At 45.0% G+C, this 21,909-nt stretch carries 19 protein-coding genes; 9 read left to right on the forward strand and 10 right to left on the reverse strand.

Translation table 11 applies throughout. The features are described 5' to 3' along the window. The first annotated feature begins 3 nt into the window (after nt 1–3). Nucleotides 4–2,340, forward strand: coding sequence for a TonB-dependent receptor (locus tag ACYVD4_RS01915; protein WP_460941927.1), 2,337 nt, complete (start codon nt 4–6; stop codon nt 2,338–2,340). A 34-nt stretch (nt 2,341–2,374) separates the two neighbouring features. Here the strand turns inward: ACYVD4_RS01915 and ACYVD4_RS01920 are convergent, their stop codons facing one another. After that, complete coding sequence (locus ACYVD4_RS01920; protein ID WP_460941928.1) at nt 2,375–3,640, reverse strand: MFS transporter; 1,266 nt, start codon at nt 3,638–3,640, stop codon at nt 2,375–2,377. 165 nt (nt 3,641–3,805) lie between these two features. Between ACYVD4_RS01920 and treF the strand changes: the two genes are divergently transcribed. After that, nucleotides 3,806–5,332 carry an alpha,alpha-trehalase TreF gene (gene treF, locus ACYVD4_RS01925; protein ID WP_460941929.1) on the forward strand — a complete coding sequence of 509 codons (1,527 nt, stop codon included), beginning with the start codon at nt 3,806–3,808 and terminating at the stop codon, nt 5,330–5,332. A gap of 12 nt (nt 5,333–5,344) precedes the next feature. After that, nucleotides 5,345–6,013 (forward strand): DUF1345 domain-containing protein, encoded by a 669-nt coding sequence (locus ACYVD4_RS01930; RefSeq protein ID WP_460941930.1) that lies wholly within the window; start codon nt 5,345–5,347, stop codon nt 6,011–6,013. A gap of 5 nt (nt 6,014–6,018) precedes the next feature. On the opposite strand, the gene ACYVD4_RS01935 is transcribed toward ACYVD4_RS01930, so the two are convergent. Continuing rightward, complete coding sequence (locus ACYVD4_RS01935) at nt 6,019–6,186, reverse strand: hypothetical protein (protein WP_460941931.1); 168 nt, start codon at nt 6,184–6,186, stop codon at nt 6,019–6,021. 58 nt (nt 6,187–6,244) lie between these two features. Then, a complete protein-coding gene (locus tag ACYVD4_RS01940; protein WP_460941932.1) occupies nt 6,245–7,480 on the reverse strand; it encodes a nucleoside recognition domain-containing protein in 1,236 nt (411 codons plus the stop codon). A gap of 230 nt (nt 7,481–7,710) precedes the next feature. On the opposite strand from ACYVD4_RS01940, the gene ACYVD4_RS01945 reads away from it, so the two are divergent. Together ACYVD4_RS01945 and ACYVD4_RS01950 are read left to right on the forward strand one after the other, a co-directional pair. After that, entirely contained in the window at nt 7,711–8,304 is a 594-nt protein-coding gene (locus ACYVD4_RS01945) for a M15 family metallopeptidase (protein ID WP_460941933.1), read from the forward strand. Nucleotides 8,305–8,464: 160 nt separating this feature from the next. Next, nucleotides 8,465–8,788 carry a winged helix-turn-helix transcriptional regulator gene (locus ACYVD4_RS01950; protein ID WP_460941934.1) on the forward strand — a complete coding sequence of 108 codons (324 nt, stop codon included), beginning with the start codon at nt 8,465–8,467 and terminating at the stop codon, nt 8,786–8,788. Here ACYVD4_RS01950 and ACYVD4_RS01955 read toward each other — a convergent pair. Continuing rightward, nucleotides 8,783–9,250 carry an SDR family NAD(P)-dependent oxidoreductase gene (locus ACYVD4_RS01955; protein ID WP_460941935.1) on the reverse strand — a complete coding sequence of 156 codons (468 nt, stop codon included), beginning with the start codon at nt 9,248–9,250 and terminating at the stop codon, nt 8,783–8,785. The two genes, ACYVD4_RS01950 and ACYVD4_RS01955, sit on opposite strands and share 6 nt — an antisense overlap. After that, a complete protein-coding gene (locus ACYVD4_RS01960; protein WP_460941936.1) occupies nt 9,247–9,615 on the reverse strand; it encodes an SDR family NAD(P)-dependent oxidoreductase in 369 nt (122 codons plus the stop codon). Before ACYVD4_RS01960 ends, ACYVD4_RS01955 begins: the two co-directional genes overlap by 4 nt. 457 nt (nt 9,616–10,072) lie before the next feature. Here ACYVD4_RS01960 and ACYVD4_RS01965 point away from each other — a divergent pair, with 457 nt between their 5' ends. Then, nucleotides 10,073–11,152, forward strand: coding sequence for a M28 family peptidase (locus ACYVD4_RS01965; protein WP_460941937.1), 1,080 nt, complete (start codon nt 10,073–10,075; stop codon nt 11,150–11,152). Nucleotides 11,153–11,182: 30 nt separating this feature from the next. Here ACYVD4_RS01965 and ACYVD4_RS01970 read toward each other — a convergent pair whose 3' ends face one another. Together ACYVD4_RS01970 and panC are read right to left on the reverse strand one after the other, a co-directional pair. After that, nucleotides 11,183–12,745: a fibronectin type III domain-containing protein gene (locus ACYVD4_RS01970; RefSeq protein WP_460941938.1), complete on the reverse strand. Its 1,563-nt coding sequence runs from the start codon at nt 12,743–12,745 to the stop codon at nt 11,183–11,185. Nucleotides 12,746–12,785: 40 nt separating this feature from the next. Beyond that, entirely contained in the window at nt 12,786–13,625 is an 840-nt protein-coding gene (panC, locus tag ACYVD4_RS01975; protein ID WP_460941939.1) for a pantoate--beta-alanine ligase, read from the reverse strand. A 137-nt stretch (nt 13,626–13,762) separates the two neighbouring features. Between panC and ACYVD4_RS01980 the strand changes: the two genes are divergently transcribed. From ACYVD4_RS01980 to ACYVD4_RS01990, 3 genes are all read left to right on the forward strand, one after another. After that, the gene (locus ACYVD4_RS01980; RefSeq protein ID WP_460941940.1) at nt 13,763–14,575 is read left to right on the forward strand and encodes a glycogen/starch synthase; all 813 of its coding nucleotides are present in this window, start codon (nt 13,763–13,765) and stop codon (nt 14,573–14,575) included. A gap of 137 nt (nt 14,576–14,712) precedes the next feature. Further along, nucleotides 14,713–16,551, forward strand: coding sequence for a glutamine--fructose-6-phosphate transaminase (isomerizing) (glmS, locus tag ACYVD4_RS01985; RefSeq protein ID WP_460941941.1), 1,839 nt, complete (start codon nt 14,713–14,715; stop codon nt 16,549–16,551). A gap of 25 nt (nt 16,552–16,576) precedes the next feature. Then, nucleotides 16,577–17,764 carry a DmpA family aminopeptidase gene (locus ACYVD4_RS01990; RefSeq protein ID WP_460941942.1) on the forward strand — a complete coding sequence of 396 codons (1,188 nt, stop codon included), beginning with the start codon at nt 16,577–16,579 and terminating at the stop codon, nt 17,762–17,764. A 79-nt stretch (nt 17,765–17,843) separates the two neighbouring features. Here ACYVD4_RS01990 and ACYVD4_RS01995 read toward each other — a convergent pair whose 3' ends face one another. The 3 genes from ACYVD4_RS01995 to ACYVD4_RS02005 all read right to left on the reverse strand — a co-directional run bounded on the left by ACYVD4_RS01995 (nt 17,844) and on the right by ACYVD4_RS02005 (nt 21,716). Then, nucleotides 17,844–18,950: an ABC transporter ATP-binding protein gene (locus tag ACYVD4_RS01995; RefSeq protein ID WP_460941943.1), complete on the reverse strand. Its 1,107-nt coding sequence runs from the start codon at nt 18,948–18,950 to the stop codon at nt 17,844–17,846. Nucleotides 18,951–19,025: 75 nt separating this feature from the next. Continuing rightward, nucleotides 19,026–19,442: a hypothetical protein gene (locus ACYVD4_RS02000; RefSeq protein ID WP_460941944.1), complete on the reverse strand. Its 417-nt coding sequence runs from the start codon at nt 19,440–19,442 to the stop codon at nt 19,026–19,028. A gap of 63 nt (nt 19,443–19,505) precedes the next feature. Then, a complete protein-coding gene (locus ACYVD4_RS02005; RefSeq protein ID WP_460941945.1) occupies nt 19,506–21,716 on the reverse strand; it encodes a penicillin acylase family protein in 2,211 nt (736 codons plus the stop codon). Between the last annotated feature and the right edge of the window lie 193 nt (nt 21,717–21,909).

Below are 21,909 nucleotides of genomic sequence, written 5' to 3' on the forward strand. Positions count from 1 at the left end.
CAGATGCCACGAATTTTTCTTTTCTTATTCTTTGTACTCGCCAGTACTCATCTTCTCGCCCAATCCTTACAAGTGATTAGAGGTACAGTCATTGACAAAGCGTCAAACATACCAATATCACTTGCCCACGTAGCGTTAGTAAATACACAGCCTATATTAGGTACAATAACCGACACGCTGGGAAATTTTTCTGTTCCTGATGTACCTACCGGGCGATATGATTTAAAAATCACATGTCAAGGCTACGAAGACGTATTGGTTCGGGAAATAATTGTCATTTCAGCAAAGCAAACTGTTTTGACTATTTCGCTCCGGGAAATACCCAAATTATTAGACGAAATTATGGTCAAACCCAACGTAACGAAAGACCAGCCGCTCAATTCAATGGCAACCGTCAGCGCAAGAATGTTGAGCGTTGAAGAAGCCAAACGCTACGCAGGAGGCTTTGACGATCCCGCCCGTTTAGCATCGGCTTTCGCTGGCGTTGCGGCAAACTCAGATGTCAACGGAATTATAATAAGAGGCAACGCACCCCAATATCTTCAATGGAAAATGGAAGGTATTGAAATACCAAATCCTAATCATTTCGGAAATTTAGAAGTATTCGGTGGTGGAATTTTGACTGGATTAAGTAGTCAAATGCTGGCGAATTCCGATTTTTTCACGGGCGCATTCCCTGCCGAATATAATAATGCAGTATCTGGAGTTTTTGATATTGCCATGCGAAAAGGTAATACTGAAAAAACGGAACGTACTGTTCAATTAGGTATTATAGGAATAGATATTTCTCAGGAAGGGCCTTTTCGGAAAGGAGGAAAATCATCTTACGTGTTTAACTACAGAAATTCAACGCTCGCTTTACTCGAACCGTTGTTACCCGAAAATGCCGAAAAAGTTAAGTATCAGGATCTTTCGTTTAAGTTAAACTTTCCAACCAATCGTGCTGGCACATTATCAGTCTGGGGTATTGGCTTAGCCGATGGAGCCACGGCAAAAGCTAAACTAGATAGTTTAAAATGGTTTTATAAAGACGATAAACAACAGAACGATATAAAACAGTATATGGGCGTTATTGGCTTAAGCCACAACTACTTTATCAACAAAACCAGTTATATAAAAACAACCCTGGCTGCAACAAGCACGGCGAGTAATTGGGAAACGCAATCGTTAACGAATCAGCTAGTACTCGAACCGTATAGTCGCATTTTATATAAAAACTGGAATTATACACTATCGACTTTTCTTAATAAAAAATTCAGCTCGATTCACACGAATCGAACAGGAGTTTTAGTCACACAAATGAGATATCACATCTCATTAAACAAATCCCTAGCAGAAAATAGCATTCCAAGTGAAATTGCAAATTCTAATGGGCAGAGTTCATTACTTTCGGCTTACAGCAGTTCTTCATTCAGTTTAAAAAATGGACTACTCATAAACGTAGGCGTAAATGGTCAACTATTTACGCTAAATAAGCAGTATACCATAGAACCACGTATTGGCCTTAGGAAATGGATTAATTCAAAGCAATCTGTTGGAATAGCATACGGCTTGCATAGTCGATTAGAGAATCTTAATTTTTATTACAACAACTCACTTTCGACCGGAGAAAAAGCTGTAAATAAAAACCTTGATTTCACAAAATCACATCATTTCGTATTGAGTTACGATTATAATTTTTCAGATCTGATACGTATTAAAGTTGAACCGTATTATCAAAAACTATTTTCGGTTCCCGTAATCGCTGACAGTTCCTTTTCACTTATTAATTTACAAAATGACTGGTTTTTCGCAGAAAAGCTACAGCATACAGGCGAAGGAATAAATTACGGGATTGATCTTACGTTAGAAAAATACGTATCTAAAGGATATTATTATCTATTCACAACTTCTGTTTTTAATGCTAACTATAAAGGTGGCGATGGAATATGGCGCAGCACCAGATTTAACAGAAACTTAGTAGTTAATTTTCTAATCGGGAAAGAATGGCAAATTGGCACAAAACGGCAGAACACGTTTAGCCTAAATACCCGTTTTAGCTATCAGGGCGGTAACCGCTATTCGCCCGTACGCGAAGCTGAAACACGCTTGACCAAAGAGGTTATTTATGATGAAACAAAAGCATTTAGTTTACAATCAGCCGCTGGTATAAATATGCATTTCACCGCAATTTACAGACGAAACAAAGTCAAAAGTTCTCGTGAAATTGCGGTGAAAATTTTAAACCTTACAGGCCGACCCGATTTTTACGGCTATAAATACAATCTTCAAAAAAATACGATAGATGAAGATTTGGCCTCCGTATTGATACCGAATTTGAGTTACAAAATCGAATTTTAATTATTTATCTACCAGAGACGTAGCATACAAACTACTAATGTCCTCCCATGCCTGATACTACCCGAACTTCTCGGCCGGTTTTCTTCTGCATCCGGCTGAAAAGAGTAATCAATATCAGGAGTAAACCGATGGGAATTAATGAAAAATAGAAGGCCGTTTGCCCGCCATACGCTTCGAAAACATGGCCGGTAATAATAGAGCCAGTTGTACCACCAAGCGCCGAGAAAATAACGATTAAACCCGCCATTGGGCCGTGCTGACGTAGTGGTAAACTGCTCAGAATGGCAGAGTTTATGGCAGGATAAATCGGCGCGATAAACAACCCGATCAATGGAAAGACAAACGCAGCAATCGGCGCGTCGCTCCAGCCTGCTACGCTACGTCCATCAACCGACGCGGCAAGTGGAAGCGCCAGCAATACCAATCCAGCCGACACAACCAGACAAATCATCAGCAGCCAATACCACGAAATTTTATTTAGAATAACTCCTGCCAGCGATCGGCCAACTGCTGTTGATGCCGCCAAAATACTTGCCATCTGAATACTTAGCGAGGTTGGCAGCTTCAGAATTTTACTGTTAAATGTCGGCAACCAGCTCATAATACCCTGCTCCATCAAGACGTATACAAAAGCCGTCAGGATAAATACCAGCACAACAGGCATAATGGCCAGACGCAGCATATCGGCCAGATCGTCGGTTATGCTTTTGGTGGCTTCATGACGCACACTCGATTCGTCGATGGGCGTACTGAATAACAGCAGAAATGCAATCAGCGCAATGCCTGCTAACACGTAGTACACTGATAACCAGCTTGTCGATTGAAGATTATTGTCATCCACAAAAGCACTGAACAAAAAATTGCCCGACAACACGCCAACCATAAAAAGCGATTCCAGAAAATTCATAAAACTGGCGTGTCCGTTGGAATCGTTCGTAACCAAACCAATGGTGGCAAACACCGATACTTTAATCAGCGCGAAACTCGCTCCGGTAGCGGCAAACAGCAGTTTAGTTGTCCAGAAAGCGGGTACCTGCGGCATCAGCAGGCAAGCCAATGTAACCAGCCCGAGGGCAAATAACATAGCGCGTTTGTAACCAATACGTGTTATGTAAGAAGCGACAAGAAACGAAACAAGGGCAATACTCAGGTCTTTAAACGCTTCGAGCACACTGGCTGCCGAGGCAGTTACACCATAGTTGTTCTGAACCTGCAGAATAACCGTACCAACACTGTTGAGGAGAATAGCAAAAACAAAATAGTTGAGAATCAGGGAAAGCTTAATTCGCCAGTGGGTCATTTCCAGAATATGTCAATTAGAATATAGGGCAATAAACTTACACTTTTTTCAGACATTTGTCACTTTACTGGAAGAGTATTTATATTTCACCTGTTAAAATGGCACTTTACTCTCACAAAGTGTCATTTGTTTCGGTTATCAATCTGAATCGTCTATTTTCTAATTTTGGCTGACTTATCATTTCCCCAATCGCCCGACCAGATTTTTGGTCGTTTGTTTCACGACGTACAGTTAGGCCATGTTTTTGCCGACTCCAAGACGTTTGTAGACTCCGTTCCCAAGCTTGCTCCTGCCGATATCGTCGCGTTGTATGAAACCCAAAAGGATAAGCCCGATTTTGACCTCAGCGCATTTGTCCAAGAATATTTTTCCATACCGGAAAAAGCGACTGGCGATTATATCAGCGACACGACTATATCCACCGCCGAACACGTAAATCGCTTATGGGATCGCCTGACACGCCCATCCGATGAAACGGTGGAAGGTAGTTCGCGCGTTGCCCTGCCCTACCCTTACATTGTGCCGGGCGGACGTTTCCGCGAGATTTTCTATTGGGACAGCTATTTTACCATGTTGGGACTAAAGCAGTCGGGACGTAGCGATTTAATCCGGGGTATGCTCCAGAATTTTGCGTACCTGATCGATACGTTCGGGTTTATACCAAATGGCAATCGAACGTATTTTCTGAGTCGTTCGCAGCCGCCGTATTTTGCGATGATGGTTGGTCTACTGGCGGATATGGATGGCGATGCTATATTGAAACAGTATGAACCTCAGCTTCGGCGAGAATATGCGTTCTGGATGGATGGACAATCGGCGTTAACGCCCGAGCATCGCCTTCAGAAACGTATCGTCAACATTGGCGGTCATCATGTACTGAATCGCTACTGGGACGATACGCCTACGCCACGCCCCGAAGCCTACCGGCAGGAAATCGAACTGACCGAAGAAGCCGAACCGTTTGGCATTATTCCGGAAGAATTATACATGCATATTCGGGCGGCTTGCGAATCGGGCTGGGATTTTAGTAGTCGCTGGTTCAGCGATAGTCAGCACATGACCACTATTCATGCCGCCGACATTGCTCCTGTCGATTTAAACTGCCTGTTATACTCGCTCGAAACGACACTTCAACGTACTTATAACCTACTGGATATGCCCGAAGAAGCCAGCCAGTTCGAGCAATTTGCTACGTTGCGCAAACAACGTATTGAAACTCTTTTCTGGAACGAGAACACGCTTTTCTTTCACGATTACGACGTAGTGGCGCAAAAACCGACCAATGCTGTTACGTTAGCGGGTGTGTTTCCATTATTTTTCAATCTGGCAACACCCGAACAGGCGGCACACGTGCATGACCGACTCAAAGCTGATTTTCTACAAACTGGTGGCTGGGTCACTACGTTGAGTCAAACAGGCCAGCAGTGGGATTCGCCTAATGGATGGGCACCTTTGCAATGGATTGTTTATCAGGCACTACGTAATTACGGATTTATAGAAACTGCCAATGAAGGTCGCGATAAATGGCTGGCATTAAACGATAAAGTATTTAAGGCCACGGGCAAAATGATGGAGAAATACAACGTTGTGGATGCAGCCCTGACAACCGGCGGTGGCGAATATCCGAATCAGGATGGTTTTGGCTGGACAAATGGGGTTTATCTTCGGTTATTGGCTGATAAAGCCCATTAATCCGACCGTTTTATGATGGCAAGCGTATTGTATCGTGTTACCCGTTTAGATGCCCATCATCGCTTATTTATTGGAATCAGCGCAGCGTTGATAGCTTACTTTCTTGCCCCGGTAGGCTTCAGTGTATCTGCCCGCATTACGCTTGCGTGGGTTTCTTACGTAACGGTTCACTTGGCCATTATGTGGGTGACGATAGTAACGACGCACCCCCGAGATTTGCCTAAGATTTCCCGGATAGAAGATTCCAGCCGAACACTGATTCTGGTATTTATTGTATTGGCCGCCATTGCCAGTTTTGTTGCAGTTGTAGCTCTGCTCGGTTCTACCGATAAGTTCGATCCCAGACAAATTCAATATAACGTATTAGCAGTTCTTGCCGTTGCTGGTTCGTGGAGTCTGGTGCATACTGTATTTACGTTTCGCTACGCCCATCTGTACTATGGCAATAGTTCACAGAAAAACCATCGTCCGGGAGGTTTGGACTTCCCGGACGATGAAGATCCTGATTATCTTGATTTCGCTTATTTTTCTTTTGTGATTGGCATGACGAGTCAGGTGTCCGACGTAGCGATACGTTCGAAACGAATGCGCCGACTGGCGTTGGCTCATGGCATCCTTTCGTTCGGTTTTAATGCCGTTATTGTTGCCCTTACCATTAGTAGTTTGTCGGGCATTATCTGATACGTTTATTTTTTAGCCGCTTGTTTTTTGGCTTTTTCGGCCTGCTCTTTCTCGTATACTTCACGCTGGCGTTTTTCGGCAAGTAAGTTCCGATAAAGGCCATTCAATACGAAAATATCGTCAATATCATCGATTAGTCGATGAAGCTGTTCGCGAACCTGATTAACATTCATGCCGGGCAAATTTTGAGCAATTGATCTATCCAGATAACAAATTTCTCTCCTTTTTTGCTCAGTGGAAGAAGAAATAACCCAAGGCAATACCCGCAATCACACCAATAAAATCGGCGATTAAACCGGCGACAATAGCATAACGGGTTTTTTTGATACCGACCGAGCCAAAATACAGCGCAACAATATAGAACGTAGTATCAGCAGCGCCCTGAAAAATGCAGGATAGGCGGCCTACGAACGAATCGGGCCCAAACTCCTTCATGGCATCGATCATCAGCGCACGCGATGCACTCCCGCTCAAAGGACGCATGAGTGCCACCGGCAAAGCATCTGTAAAATCGGTATTCACACCTGTCATACTAATGACGTATTTCATGCCATCAACAATGTAAGCCATTGCACCTGAATTGCGTAGCGCGCTGATTGCCACCAACATACCAACCAGATAAGGAATAATCCGGACTGATGTTTCAAAACCACCTTTGGCCCCTTCGATAAACGTATCGAAAATATCGACCTTCTTTCGCATCGCCCCCAGCAGAAACGCGATGATAATCACGAACAAAGTCACATTGCCGAATACTTTAGAAACCACCTCAATTTCCTCTTTCGGCAACGACGACAAATACCATAAAGCCAGTGCCAGAAATGCGGTAATGCCACCCAACCAGCCCATCACAATTCCGTTGAAGAGATTAATACGCTGTTTCAGCGCCACAATGAACATGCTACAAACGGTTGCTACGTAGGTTCCGACCAGACAGGGGATGAAAATATCGGACGGATCTTTGGCGCCCAGAATTGCCCGTTGTGCCATGATACCCAGCGGAATAATTGTCAGACCGGAAGTATGCAGTACCAGAAACATAATCTGGGCGTTGGAAGCCGTATCTTTCTTTGGATTCAACTCCTGCAAACTCTGCATTGCTTTCAGACCAAAGGGCGTAGCGGCATTATCTAACCCGAGCATATTGGCCGAAAAATTCATAATCATTTGCCCATTTGCCGGGTGATTTTTAGGAACTTCGGGAAAGAGTTTATTAAAAAATGGCCCAATGATACGTGCCAGGAAATTGATAGCTCCAGCTTTTTCGCCAATATTGAGCAGACCCAGAAAAAACGTCATCACACCCGCCAGCGGAAGCGCGATGTCCATCACCGCCACTTTCGATGAATCGAACAGCCCTTCAACAATGATCTTAAAAATTTCGGTATCGCCCAGAAAAATGAGCTTTACCAGTGCTACTAGAAAAGCAACCACAAAAAAAGCAACCCAGATATAGTTTAGTGCCATTTAGTTTAAAGAGTGAAAGAGCGATAGAGTGATAGCTGAATGGTAAGCTCCTTCAGGTAATCGCTCTATCAGCAATGCACAGAAATGCTGTAAGTTTACATCTTCGTATAACACAAACCAACTCTGACCCAGACCGACGGATGAATAAATACAAATTAACCGCCACCTTTCTTATAGCGCTCTTTCACTCATTAACTCTTTCGCTCTTTGCTCAATCTGCTGAAACGGCCATGAAAAAACAGGGCTTAGTGGATGTGCAGAAAGTTGATCCATCGATTCTGGTTGAATTGAAGTATTCGACAACCGATAATTTCGTAGGGAAAGACGTGTACGGCGATTTGACACGGGCATACATGCAGCCCATGGCCGCGAAGAAATTGGCGGCAGCCAGCAACTATTTACAGGAACATCATCCCGATTTACGACTGCTCGTATACGATGCGGCCCGGCCACGTTCGGCCCAGTGGAACCTCTGGAATGCATTACCCGAATTATCTGAAAACGAACGCCGAAAGTACGTTGCTGACCCGCGTCAGGGCTCGATTCATAACTACGGATGTGCCGTCGATTTGACTGTTGCTACTAAAGATGGCAAGCCACTTGATATGGGTACGAAGTATGATTTCTTCGGCGAATTGGCCTACCCTTCAAAAGAACAGGAATTATTAAAAGCGGGAAAGCTCACGCAAAAACAACTCGATAACCGACTCATTCTCCGAACAGCTATGCGGCAAGGTGGTTTCTCCTCCATCGAGTATGAGTGGTGGCATTTCAACGCCCTTTCCCGCGAAAAAGCAAAAATGGCTTTCCGGATTGTCGATTGAGAATTCCTTAAACAGATTGTGCTACATATCGAATTATATCCCACTATCTTACATTGAGCACAATTCGATACGTAGAGTATACACAAAAAGAAAAAAGTTATTGCCATTGCTCCAGCAATAGACTGCATATTCGAAAGGACTCAATTAGAATTTACTAAAAATGCGCAAAGAAAGTTCAACAAACTTCGAAAACGAACAAACGTTGAATAATTATTGCAACGCAAACAAAACCCTTTCACTAATTTCGGGAAGATGGAAATTACCCATCTTATTTGCGTTATTAGAGAAAGATATGTTTTACGTTGAATTTAAGCAATTGCTATCTGGAGTTAGTGACCGTATACTTTCAAAACAGTTAAATGAACTTCAAAACGATAATTTACTGGTAAAGCAAAAAATAAAAAATTCGTCGACTTATTCGCTAACAGCAAAAGGGAGAAGTATAGAGAAATTATTAATAACGTTAGCCAGTTATAATTTATAAAATATCAACAGACCTGGCCGTTGCTTCCCAGTCTTCACTCAATTTTTTGTAATTCTCCGCTTTGACTTTCAAAGCATCAATAGTTATAGTAGTAAGTGGAATTCTGAAAGGTACGTTCTCCTGAATTACCTCCCGGAAAATCAGTTCAGCAATTTTTTGAGGATCTCCCTTTTGCTTTCCGTCTCTACTTTTAAAAACCGTCCTAAGATCACCTAAAACCGTTTGATAATCAGCAATTTCCTTTTCAGCAAAAGTTATTGAGCTTCCAAAGAACGATGTCCGCATAGGCCCTGGCTCAACAAGGGCAACTTGTATTCCGAACGGTTTTACCTCATCGGCAAGCGACTCGCTCATTCCCTCTATTGCAAATTCGGCTGCAGAATAGGCTGCATTTCCTATTCCCGCAAGAATACCCAGACGAGAAGACATTTGTACAATCACACCCGATTTTTGTTTTCTCATATGGGGAAGTACACATTTATTAGAATCCATTTTGCAAAAACATTTACCTCAAACTGTTTTCTCAATTCCTCTGCTGAAACTTCTTCGAATAACCCAAACAATCCATAACCTGCATTATTGATCAACATATCAATTTTAGTGAAAGACTTAATAATATCTTCAATTACTACATTGATTTTCTCAGATTGGAGTAAATCTAAAATATAAATTTTAGCTCCTACAAGTTCAATTTCAAGGCGGTTTTTATCAGATTCTTCTCTAACAATTCCTATAACCTGATCTCCATTTCCATGAACTATTTTTGCAATTTCTTTACCCAAGCCTTTTGAAATACCTGTAATAAACCAAACTTTCCGATTTCCCATTTTAGTAAAAATTTATTCGGCAAAAGTATGTTCATAATAGCAAAAATAGGAAGCTTACAAAATTGTAATCTTCCGACGGGCGCAGCTCAAATTGGGTAATTTTAAGCAATGAGTTGATTGGTCTTATTTCGTTTTAATTAATACCCAAATTCTCCAAAACAGTACCGTAACATACTTAAGAACCATACCAGTTAGGCAGTTAAAGGCAGGCTAGGAACGTAACAAAAGGTAGGGCAATTGCATGAAAGATATTTCTTAGAAGATATGATACGTTAGCTTTTCTATCTGATTCCCTCTACTAAGCAAATCGGCGATTTCGATCTCAAAGAAGAGCCCACTTCTAGAAAAATGCAAGCCCCAAATTTCAGGCAATCGCCCTAAAATAAGATTTACTACATATCTAATTGTAGCCAATTTTACATATATTGACCACAAAAAAATCCCCCAATAGTACGTAATGCGTATAGTTAATTTCAGAATTGTAGTTATAGTCAGTTTTGCCTTTATACATTTTCTTGCTCAGGCACAGGTCGATGTTTCTCACGTATCAATTTCTGAATCGCTGCTACGTAGTCATGTCTATTTGTTAGCTTCCGATAGCCTTCAGGGCCGGGGAACAGGTACGCCAGGCCAACTAAGAGCATCTATCTATTGCGCACAATCATTTCGGCTAAGCCACTTATCGGTAGCATTTAGAGTCGATTCCGTTAGTGGGTCATATCGACAACCGTTTGCTTTTACAGAAAGTAATGTTGTTGTATTTGGTCAAAAACATTTACCTATCTCAACAAATTCTTTTTCATACAAAAAGCGGGAGTTAGCTCCGTTACCCCGCACAGCCGAAGACAGTAGTAAAGTACGTATTGGCCACAACGTTGGCGGTGTACTGATAGGCACCGATTTAAAAAAGGAGATCGTTGTCATCTCTGCACATTATGACCACCTGGGCAAATCTGGCAATCAGATTTTTTATGGTGCTGATGATAATGCGTCGGGCACAGCCACCGTATTAAGTTTAGCTGCTACGTTCGACAGTCTGGCTCAACAAGGAATTCGGCCCCGACGTAGCATTTTATTCCTCCTGTTTTCGGGCGAAGAAGGTGGATTACTTGGCTCCGATTACTTCGTTCATAACTCACCCATACCACTTAATCAAATCATTGGCGATATAAACATAGATATGGTTGGACGAATTGACGAGTGGCATCGAAAAAAGCCCAACTACATTTATCTGATTACGGGCGCTCAGAAGCATGCACTACGTCGGGCTGTAGAAACGGCGAATGAGCAGACAGTGAACCTCAAACTTTGCTACGACCACGACCATCTAAACGACCCGAAGCAGTATTTTTATCGTTCCGATCATTTCAATTTTGCCAAGTTCGGGCTTCCCGTTCTTTTTCTCATGGACGGCGAACATCCTGATTACCACCAGCCTACCGATACGGCTAATCGAATCGATTACAACGTATTACAAAAGCGCGCTACGTTAGTATTTCAAACAGTCTGGTTAGTAGCGAATCAGGCCATAAACTAGATTATCTCGCCCTATCAACTGATTCTTCTCTCATTCCAAGCGAATTTTCAAATGGGCGTTGCTATCCACATTCAACTTCCCCCCGATTGAATAGCGAAGTAGTTTGGCTTTTGCAATCGTTCCACTGGGGAGGTTGACAAGATGTCGAATTTCAACATCATTCGTTTCATTCGGCACAATATTCGTAGACCAAACCGATGGATCAGTCCAGACTCCTGCTTTAACCGTAACAATTACCGGGGGTAATAACGTAGTGAAGGAATTGGTTGGCGAAAATTCGGAAACATTTCCATCCGAACACAATGTTTGGATACGCCATTCATAGTTTGTTGCTGGCAGCAAACTCGTTAATGTATAACTACCTGCCGATGAAGTAGTAACACTCTGAGGCCAACTCTCGGTGCCTACTGATCGCCATTGGATATTGTAGCTAGTGTTGCTATCAAAAGCACTCCACCGAAGTTGGGCCGTTTCTGCTGTAACAGTATCAGTGTTTAATGTACTAACTGGGTAGCAGTAAGCGATGACCAAGTAGTCGTTTGAGTAATTTCCGGGTTGTCCATCGCATATACGTTGCACCTGAAAACGATACAGTCCAAGTTGTAACGATGTGACTTCGTAGTAGGTATTGGTAGTCGGGACACCTTCAGTCCAATTTTCCACCCCATCCCGACGCCACCGCACGCGATACTGAGCATCAGGGGTAATGGGGTCCCAGTAAACTCTGGTGGATGTGGTCGTAGCATATTCTGAGAAAAAATTAGTGGGGGGAGCGCATGTAGTGGTGAAGGAATGTGGCTCAGAAAAGTCTGAGCTACTGGTTGGCGAACAGATAGTCATCACCCGCCACTCATATGCAGTTCCTGAGGCTAAGTTATTTAATTGGGCCACTGAAAGGCCGCTTCCCTGCATAATTTTGTCAGGCAAGGTTTGCCAGGGAGAGTCAACTGGGGTTTGCGTGCGGTATTGCACACGGTATGTAGTGCCATCTACAGCCCGCCAGCCCACTTGGGCTGTGGTAGGTTGTATCTGTAGTTCAACCAGAAAGTCGGGGGCACCACAATGGGCCGTGAACGTTCGTGGCGCCGTATATGCAGAGCGATTTGTAGCATCGCAAATCCGTTGTACTGCCCACTCATAGGCTACTCCCGGTGTTAGGCCCGTTAGCCGATAAAACCCTGTCGTTCCTATCCCCCCAGAGTTCGGGGCAACAGTAGGGAGGTCCTGAACAACTGTCCATTGAGATGAGCCGACTACCCGCCAGCGTAAGTCAACTTTCTGCTCAGATCGGACTGCCCAGGCTAACTCAATCTGACTATCGACCGGATCGTATTCGTATAACCCTCCAGGCGGATTGCAATTATCTGTTGCACTTAGCGATTGATTAACTATGGTAACATCAGATTTGCGCTGCTGTGGAGCATCTTCCTGCGGGTAATTTATTACATCAGTAGCATTCTTATGGTTGAGTACTGTATCTGTCAACGTACCGATATCAATCTGGGATAATCGACTTGTAGGAGGCTGTGCTGAGTAAATCAGCCAAAGTTTTGTAGATAAGATCAATAAGGTGCTAAAAAAGTAAGTTTTCACAGAAAAAGTAAAATGGTTATTGGAAGATGAAAGAGTGGTTTTAAAACACCAGATTATCAATCAATCTAACTTTGCCTAGATGCGCAGCTATACAGATTGCAGTTTGGCCGGGAGCCAGCATTTCATGAGCCGATTGAAGCGTATCGGCATTCACTACGTCGACGTATTCTAAACGAAAATCAGGGCGGCTGGCAAACAGATTTGTTACGGCTGTTTTGGCCTGTACTACGTCCTGCCCATTGAGTAATAAATCGCGCGCCATCGACAACGCTTCGAAAAGCGTAGTTGCCTGTTGGCGCTCCTGGGGTGTCAGATTACGATTGCGTGACGACATCGCCAGACCATCCTCCTCGCGCAGGGTTTGGCAACGTATTAACTCAACTGGAAAACTCAAATCCTGAATCAACCGCCGAATAACCGCTACCTGCTGTAAATCTTTCTGACCGAAATATGCCCGGTCGGGCTGCACAATGTTGAACAATTTTGACACAACAATACCGACACCATTAAAATGACCTGGCCGGAAAGCTCCTTCCAGAACTGTTTCCAGTTCACCAAAATTGATACGTAGCACGGGCGGCTGCGGATACATTTCCTCTACCGAAGGTGCAAATACTACATCACAACCTGCCTCTTCGAGCTTCTGACAATCTTCTTCAAGCGTACGTGGATAACGAGCCAGATCGTCGGGATTGTTAAACTGAACCGGATTGACAAATATGCTGGCAACCACTACGTCGTTTTCATGGCGGGCGGTTTCAATCAGAGCCAGATGACCTTCGTGCAAAGCACCCATGGTTGGCACAAACCCAATCGTTTGTTCGGTACGTAACGTTTGTAAGTGCTGCCGAACGGCCTCAATCTTTTCGAATCGATTCATAACGCTCCCATTTTTTCAAGGCTGCAATGATACAAGATTCGGCTATTTTTTGCGGGAAAATGTATTGAAATATGGAAAAAATTTGTTTAATTTTGCAAGTTTTTTGGTTCTCTCAAGTAACACACGCTTCCCTACTTATGAGCAAATTACGTATCCTTTACGTCGCAAGTGAAATCAATCCGTTCTTAAAAACATCTGATGTTGCAGACTTCGTCCGTAAACTGCCGCAAGCTATGCAGGAGCGAGGAATGGAAATCAGAATTCTAGTACCCCGATTCGGATTGATAAACGAGCGCAAAAACCGATTGCACGAAGTAGTGAGGTTGTCGGGTATCAATATTGCCGTCGGCGACGACGAGAAACCACTGATTATTAAAGTGGCCTCTATTCCAACAGCAAAATTGCAGGTGTACTTTATTGATAACGAAGATTATTTCCAACGGAAGTATGTCTTCCACGACAAAGAAAATCGCTTTTACGACGACAACGACGAACGGGCAATTTTCTTCTGCAAAGGTGTGCTGGAAACCGTTAAGAAATTAGGCTGGGCACCCGATATTGTTCACTGCAACGACTGGATGACCTCTCTGATTCCTCTCTATCTGAAAACGACCTACAAAAACGACCCGATGTTTAAAGACACCAAGTCGGTTTTCACGGTATACAACAACTCATTCGAACACCGGTTCGAAGGTGATATTATCGAGAAAGCCCGCATGATGGACATTGACGATGATATGCTGGCAGAATTAAAGACAGCCGATTTTCAGGGATTTATCCGGATTGGCTCCGCATACGCCGATGCTGTAGTACGTGCTGAAGAGGAATCGAGCGAAAGCCTGAACGCAATTCTGAATGATTTGCCAGAACATAAGTTCAATGGTGAAGACGAAGACGTAACCAATCGTTACTACAATCTGTATACGCAACTAGCCGGTGAATCCGTCTAATTGAGCTATTTATTACGAATTCGAGTAACCAAAAAGCCGGAGATTCCGGCTTTTTGCGTTTACTTTACTCCTCAACTGTAAAGTAGCCTTTAACCAGATCGACTGATAATTAATAATTACCTAACTGTTAGTTAATTATGTGTGGAATTGTAGCCTATGTTGGGCACCGGGAAGCATGCCCGCTAGTAATCAAAGGGTTAAAGCGGCTCGAATATCGCGGATACGATAGTGCGGGTGTAGCACTCATGAACGGGCATGGCCTGAAGGTTTATAAGAAAAAAGGGAAAGTTGTTGCACTTGAACACGAACTGGAAGGCAAAGAAACCCACGCCACTATTGGCATGGGCCATACACGCTGGGCCACTCACGGCGAACCAAACGATGTAAATGCGCACCCGCACTACTCATTTCACCGTAAATTGGCCATCATTCATAACGGCATCATTGAAAACTATGCCGCCATTAAACAGGCGTTACTCAAAAAGGGGCATACGTTCACCAGCGAAACCGACACTGAAGTTTTAGGACAGTTTATCGAAGACATTTGGGAAAATAATGGTGGTACGTTAGAAGAAGCCGTTCGGCTGGCCCTACAGGAAGTGGTTGGTGCCTACGCCATCGTAATTATGGCCGAAAGCGATCCGACGCAGTTGATTGCCGCCCGTAAAGGTTCTCCGCTGGTGATTGGCGTTGGCGAAAACGAATTCTTTCTGGCTTCCGACGCTACACCCATCGTTGAATACACAAAAGACGTTATTTACCTCAACGATTACGAAATCGCGGTTATTAAAGACGGCGACCTACGAGTGGTCACGCTCGATAACACGACTACTACGCCTTACGTCCACAAAATTGAGCTGGAACTGGAAGCCATCGAAAAAGGCGGTTTCGATCATTTCATGCTCAAGGAAATCTTCGAACAGCCCCGCTCCATTGCCGATTCCATGCGCGGACGCGTACAGGCCGACGCTGGTACGTTGCAACTCGGCGGTCTGCGCGATTATCTGGATAAACTGGCCAAATCGAAACGGATTGTTATTGTCGGCTGTGGTACGTCATGGCATGCTGGTCTGGTAGCCGAATACATTTTTGAAGAACTGGCCCGGATTCCGGTAGAAGTCGAGTACGCGTCTGAATTCCGGTACAGAAACCCAATCATCAAAGAAGGTGATATTGTCATTGCCATCTCGCAATCGGGCGAAACGGCCGATACGTTGGCGGCTATTGAACTCGCTAAATCGAAAGGTGCCACCATTTTTGGCGTTTGTAATGTAGTGGGTTCGTCTATTGCGCGTGCTACTGACGCTGGTGCTTATACTCACGCTGGCCCGGAAATTGGCGTAGCGAGTACAAAAGCATTTACAGCACAGGTAACCGTTCTGACGCTAATGGCGCTGGCAGCCGCTAAACGGAAAGGCACAATTTCTGAGTCACTATTCCGGCAGTTACTGGCCGAAATGGAAAGTATTCCGGCCAAAGTGGAGAAAGTATTGCAAGCCGCCGATAAGATTAAGGAGATTGCCTATATTTTCACCTACGCCCGAAATTTCATCTATCTGGGCCGTGGACTCAACTTTCCCGTAGCATTGGAAGGTGCTCTTAAGTTGAAGGAAATCAGCTATATCCACGCAGAAGGCTATCCGGCGGCTGAAATGAAACACGGCCCAATCGCGCTTATCGACGAAGATATGCCGGTTGTCGTGATTGCCACAAAAGATTCGTCGTACGAAAAAGTAGTGTCGAATATTCAGGAAGTCAAAGCGCGTAAAGGCCGCGTTATTGCCATAACTACCGAAGGCGATACGCATCTGCCCGGTATGGTCGATTTCACCATCGAAATTCCGAAAGTGCACGAAGTGTTGATGCCACTGGTATCGGTTGTTCCGCTGCAATTACTGGCTTACGACATCGCCGTAATGCGCGGACGTAACGTTGACCAGCCACGCAATCTGGCAAAATCGGTTACGGTAGAATAGCCAAACGTAGTAAGACGCAAATTCCATGAAACTGCTTGCTACGTTATTTAATCTACTGATTTTAAGCACTGTTATCAATGCACAGACTAAACCGCGTGCCCGTGATATTGGTATTCCGCTCGATGGAAAGCCCGGTACGTATAATGCCATTACGGATGTAAAAGGCGTGGAAGTTGGTATGGTAACGCTAATTTCAGGCAATGGCAAATTAGAGGTTGGCAAAGGGCCGATACGTACCGGCGTTACCGCAATTTTGCCTCGTGGTAAAACCTGCGATCCGGTATTCGCCAACTGGCACGCGCTCAACGGCAACGGCGAAATGACCGGCACTACGTGGATAACCGAATCGGGTTTCCTGGAAACACCTATCCTGATTACGAACACGCATAGCGTCGGTATTGTACGCGATGCCGTCGTTGCCTGGGAAGCTAAGAATAAGTATTACAAGGATTTAGGTAACGACATCTGGTTTTCCTACCCACTCGTTGCTGAAACGTACGATGGCATACTGAACGACATTAACGGTTTTCACGTAACGAAAGAACACGTGATGCAGGCGCTCGATGGTGCTAAAAGCGGACCTGTTGCCGAGGGAGCCGTCGGCGGTGGCACGGGCATGATTTGCCTTGGGTTTAAAGGCGGCACAGGCACAGCATCGCGTGTTGTCGATGGTCATACGGTTGGTGTGCTGGTACAGGCTAATTTTGGCAGTCGGGCGCAACTTACCATTGCAGGTGTTCCGGTTGGGAGAGCGTTGCTAGATACATTGGGCTGGCGTTTAAATGGCGAACAGATTTACGGCAAACCGAAGCCGAAACAGTCTGACGAACGGGGATCAATTATTGCGATTGTAGCAACAGATGCCCCTTTACTACCACACCAGTTGAAACGTATCGCTCAGCGGGTTTCGTTAGGCATTGGCAAAATGGGGGGCGTAGGCGGCAATAGTTCTGGCGATATTTTTCTGGCTTTTTCAACCGCCAATCCGGGAGTTTTCGACCGGAAATCGAAGTCAAAATCAGTCGATATGCTCACCAACGATCAGATTGACCCGCTTTTTACCGCAACAGCACAAGCCACCGAAGAAGCCATTCTGAATGCACTCGTAGCCGCTAAAGATATGACGGGTATCAACGACAATTTCATCCCGGCCATTCCGCACGAAAGCATCAGAAAAATCCTAAAACAGCATAACCGATTAATCGCCAAATAACGTGAATAATGGTCTACGTTTTTGCCCCACGGCAACGGTCGGCCGTTGCCGTGGGGTTATTATTCATGTAACGTAGCGTTCACGAAATCCGTTGTTCAGTCTGTGCATCAAAGAAAAACAACCGTTCCGTATCAAAACCAACCTGAATCGTTTCGCCCGGCCGATACACTACGTCCGATGATACCCGCATGCAACAGGTTTGGTCATTCAGCGAAAAATAAACAAACGTTTCGCTACCAATCGGTTCCGTTACGTCGATTTTAATGGTTTGCGGATCGGTTACTACTTTACTACCAACGTAGCGTATATCGTAAATACTCTCCGGCCGGAAACCAAAAATCACCTCTTCGCCCGCCTGATTTTTTAACGTAGCAGCCAATGCCGAGGGAATCTGAAAATTCAGCGACGTATTAATAAACCGTAACGTATCGTTCTGCAACACCAACGTACCACGACTGAAATTCATGGCCGGACTACCGATAAAACCAGCGACGAACAAATTAGCCGGATTGTTATACAGGTTCATGGGCGAGTCGGCCTGTTGAATAACGCCCGCTTTCATTACTACAATTTTATCGCCCATCGTCATCGCTTCGATCTGGTCGTGCGTTACGTACACCATCGTTGCGTTAAGTCGCTGGTGCAGGCGTTTAATTTCGACACGCATCTGAACACGAAGCTTGGCGTCGAGATTAGAGAGTGGTTCATCGAACAGAAACACTTTCGGCTCCCGGACAATGGCCCGACCAATTGCGACCCGCTGCCGCTGCCCACCCGACATTGCTTTCGGTTTTCTGTCGAGCAATTCATTCATATCCAGAATTGTAGCGGCAGCCCGCACGCGCTGGTCAATCTCGGCTTTCGGCACATTACGTAGCTTCAGCCCAAACGCCATGTTGTCGTACACGCTCATGTGTGGGTAAAGGGCATAATTCTGAAAAACCATCGCAATATCCCGATCTTTGGGCGCAAGGTCGTTCATGCGCTGGCCATCGATAAGCAAATCACCTCCAGAAATTTCTTCCAGACCAGCAATCATACGTAGCAGCGTCGATTTACCACAGCCCGACGGTCCTACCAGCACAACAAACGACTGATCGTCAATAGTTAGGTTCGCGTCAGGAATAGCAGCTTTTACAGCGCCGGGATAGTATTTGGTGATATTACGAATTTCTACGGTTGCCATATAAACAACGTATTGGCGCTCAGTTGGATAAACTACGAGACGTAGCAACAAACAAACGGTAACGGCCTATGAAGATCAATGCTTCAGCTTTCCGTAACTGTTGTTATATTCTTTCCCCTCTTTAGGATGAGTAAACTTTAAAGCCGACCACGTAGCATTAATACTTAACGCCGTACTTTCGACCAGCCCATAATCGTAGCCAATTTCAATCACTTTGGTCAGGGTCAAATCTGTTCCCAGTTGTCTGCCCTTCGGCCACGATACCCAAAGCCTACCCGTTTTTTTCAGATGTTCCTTTAGTTTAGGAAACGTTTCGTGAAACTCAGCCTGATTCCTGACAAAGAGGTGTATGTAATCAAAATCGCCCTGAAGATTCGTTTCAAGATCAATAGCTGGTAGTTCAATTGCCGCAATAGCATCGGCCGGTGCATTAACGAGGAAGGAACGGGCGCCGGGTTTAACCCCCATCTTTTCTGAAACAGATTTTGTCATAACGTATAACCTATCACACTGACTGACAGGCTATACGAAATAACGTACTGAAACAAAAACTGTTCACTTGTTGCCCGGACGATACGTCTTCTCTACGTGCTGTTTGATATCTTCAGGATAAAACCACACATCCTTGAATTTCCCTTCGCAGTAGAGCGCAGCCTGATCCGAAAAATGAACCTCACCCGGTCGGCTACTTTGGCCGCCTGTTACAACGGAGCGGGCTTTTACTTTTTTACCAAATTCAACAACGGCCACAAAACTGTTGCCGACGTAGCCATAGCGTTTTTTTGTATTCGGGGCAGTGCGGGCACCATAAGCCGCCAATGAACCCCAGGTTGATGGCGTAAACCCAACCGGAATACTGGGCTTCTTATCGTCGTATACTTCCTGAACATTCCCAGTCAGACGCTGGTAGCGGTTTATGTCGCCCCAAGGCGTTTTCCACGTACCAAAGTCGCGGGTTAAGTCGTTTAGCGTTTCGGCCAATAAATCAACTTTTTCATCGGCCGTCGTTTTTTCGATCACAAACTTCGTGAAACTCTCAAAATCAAGACGCTGATTCGCAGGAACCCGAGTCCGCGCCAGCCGCTGTATTTTTTCGCCCCAATAAATACCCAGCGTTGTTCCAACGGACGTAACGCCGTAATTCCGATCCCACGTTTTCAGGAGTTGAATCGCTTCTGCTACGTTCCTCGACGTATCGCTAGCCGAAATCGACTGATACGCTTTTACCAACGCCGGAATCAAGTCATCGAAACCAGCCAGATGTGGGTCGTTGGCAGCCGCAATCAACGTATCGAGCGTGAAGTTCGTTTTCTGGCTCAACACCCGTACCGCATTGATTCCCCGGTAATTTTCGGCATCGGGAGCCATATAAACCGGATACTTATTTTTCTCCGGGCTGCTAGTGCCCGATACAGTATAAGGCGTTGAATTACAGTTCTGAATCCAGCCGGTTTCTGGGTTGTGCACCTGCACAATTTCATCAACAGAATGTAAACCTTTCCAGCTTGTTTCGGGATTGCTGCCATCAACGGGCTGGCTCCAGTCAAATTTTGGGTCGCGTTTGGGCATAAAATTGCCGTGCCAGTAAGCAATAGTTCCGTCGCGGTCGGCAAAAACGGTGTTGTTCGACGCATTGCCGTTCAATTTCATTACGTCCTTATAACTGGCATACCCTTTCGCTTTCGTCCGCAGATACGACTGTTCGAGTGCGTTCAACGGCGTATTCATCATGTCGACGGCAATCCATTTCCCGTCTTTCTCGCCAACAATCGGGCCGTGCTCCGTCCAGTACATCGTAAATTCTTTATACTGAATACCCTTGCCTGATTTATACGGCAAACGCACTTTTTGCGTTCTGACTGGTTTCTGCGTCTGACCGTAGCGATAAAAAAGCGCGTTTCCTTTTTTCTCAACCGTTTCCAGATATTCATCCATCGAGTCGGCCCCGCTCGACGTATGCATCCAGCCACAATACTCGTTAAAACCCTGATAGATAAAGAATTGCCCCCACGTAACGGCACCATAAGCGTTTAGTCCTTCCTGACTGGTCAAATGCACTTCCGATCGAAAATAGAACGATGTGTGCGGATTGATGAGCAACAGTGCATTTTTCGAAGCACTTTTCGCCGGAGCAATAGCAAACCCGTTGGAACCAACCGGCTCGCGTTCGTATTTATCGAAATCGTTGATTGACGAGGTGAATTTGTTGTGCTCATAAAACGCTTTCAGCCGCTCCGTTGAGACAACGCTGATATTACCGCCAATGCTGCCTTCGCTGAACATCAACGGCATCCAGGGCTGAAAACGGGTCAGTAACCGGGGCTTTACGTCGGGGTGCGTATGGAGGTAGTAGTTGGTCCCATCGGCAAACGCGTTGAGCAGCTTTTTCATCCAGACCGGACTTTTTTTATAAATGGCGATGGCCTGCGTCGAATCCAGAAACAAACGCGCCCGCAAATCGTGGTATAACAATGCCTCACCTTCTACTTCAGCCATGCGCCCGATAGCATCAATGTAATTCGTTTCGACCCGAGCAAAGTCGTCTTCGCATTGGGTATACAATACGCCAAACACTACGTCGGCATCGGTTTTTCCACTGATATGCGGAACGCCCCACGTATCGCGCGTAATGGTAATCTGTTTGGCCTGTTGCTGCCAACGAGCTAGTTCAGCCTTTGTAAACGGTTGCCCATACGTAGTGAATGAAACTAGCAGAAGCGAGAGAATAGAAAAAAAGCTGACAAGTAGTGGGTTACGTCGATGCATCGATGATGAGTGTAAGGAATGAAAACCGGACAGTCGCGCTTAAAAACGCGCCGACAATTCCGTGAAAATAAGCAGGAATACGTAGAGTTATAGCTTATTCGATGCGATAAAATATGACGTAGCACTATATCGATTCCGGATAGGAAAAAGCGGAGGAAGGTAGTGGGTAAAACAAAAAATAGGCAAACAACCC

The organism is Spirosoma daeguense (assembly GCF_054776875.1).

What these genes read in the sequence shown, in the direction of transcription:
- ACYVD4_RS01915 (WP_460941927.1), top strand. Translation starts at nt 4, where the DNA reads ATGCCACGAATTTTTCTTTTCTTATTCTTTGTACTCGCCAGTACTCAT.
- ACYVD4_RS01920 (WP_460941928.1), bottom strand. Translation starts at nt 3,640, where the DNA reads ATGACCCACTGGCGAATTAAGCTTTCCCTGATTCTCAACTATTTTGTT.
- ACYVD4_RS01930 (WP_460941930.1), top strand. Translation starts at nt 5,345, where the DNA reads ATGATGGCAAGCGTATTGTATCGTGTTACCCGTTTAGATGCCCATCAT.
- ACYVD4_RS01935 (WP_460941931.1), bottom strand. Translation starts at nt 6,186, where the DNA reads ATGAATGTTAATCAGGTTCGCGAACAGCTTCATCGACTAATCGATGAT.
- ACYVD4_RS01940 (WP_460941932.1), bottom strand. Translation starts at nt 7,480, where the DNA reads ATGGCACTAAACTATATCTGGGTTGCTTTTTTTGTGGTTGCTTTTCTA.
- ACYVD4_RS01945 (WP_460941933.1), top strand. Translation starts at nt 7,711, where the DNA reads ATGAAAAAACAGGGCTTAGTGGATGTGCAGAAAGTTGATCCATCGATT.
- ACYVD4_RS01950 (WP_460941934.1), top strand. Translation starts at nt 8,465, where the DNA reads ATGCGCAAAGAAAGTTCAACAAACTTCGAAAACGAACAAACGTTGAAT.
- ACYVD4_RS01955 (WP_460941935.1), bottom strand. Translation starts at nt 9,250, where the DNA reads ATGAGAAAACAAAAATCGGGTGTGATTGTACAAATGTCTTCTCGTCTG.
- ACYVD4_RS01960 (WP_460941936.1), bottom strand. Translation starts at nt 9,615, where the DNA reads ATGGGAAATCGGAAAGTTTGGTTTATTACAGGTATTTCAAAAGGCTTG.
- ACYVD4_RS01965 (WP_460941937.1), top strand. Translation starts at nt 10,073, where the DNA reads ATGCGTATAGTTAATTTCAGAATTGTAGTTATAGTCAGTTTTGCCTTT.
- panC (WP_460941939.1), bottom strand. Translation starts at nt 13,625, where the DNA reads ATGAATCGATTCGAAAAGATTGAGGCCGTTCGGCAGCACTTACAAACG.
- ACYVD4_RS01980 (WP_460941940.1), top strand. Translation starts at nt 13,763, where the DNA reads ATGAGCAAATTACGTATCCTTTACGTCGCAAGTGAAATCAATCCGTTC.
- glmS (WP_460941941.1), top strand. Translation starts at nt 14,713, where the DNA reads ATGTGTGGAATTGTAGCCTATGTTGGGCACCGGGAAGCATGCCCGCTA.
- ACYVD4_RS01990 (WP_460941942.1), top strand. Translation starts at nt 16,577, where the DNA reads ATGAAACTGCTTGCTACGTTATTTAATCTACTGATTTTAAGCACTGTT.
- ACYVD4_RS01995 (WP_460941943.1), bottom strand. Translation starts at nt 18,950, where the DNA reads ATGGCAACCGTAGAAATTCGTAATATCACCAAATACTATCCCGGCGCT.
- ACYVD4_RS02000 (WP_460941944.1), bottom strand. Translation starts at nt 19,442, where the DNA reads ATGACAAAATCTGTTTCAGAAAAGATGGGGGTTAAACCCGGCGCCCGT.
- ACYVD4_RS02005 (WP_460941945.1), bottom strand. Translation starts at nt 21,716, where the DNA reads ATGCATCGACGTAACCCACTACTTGTCAGCTTTTTTTCTATTCTCTCG.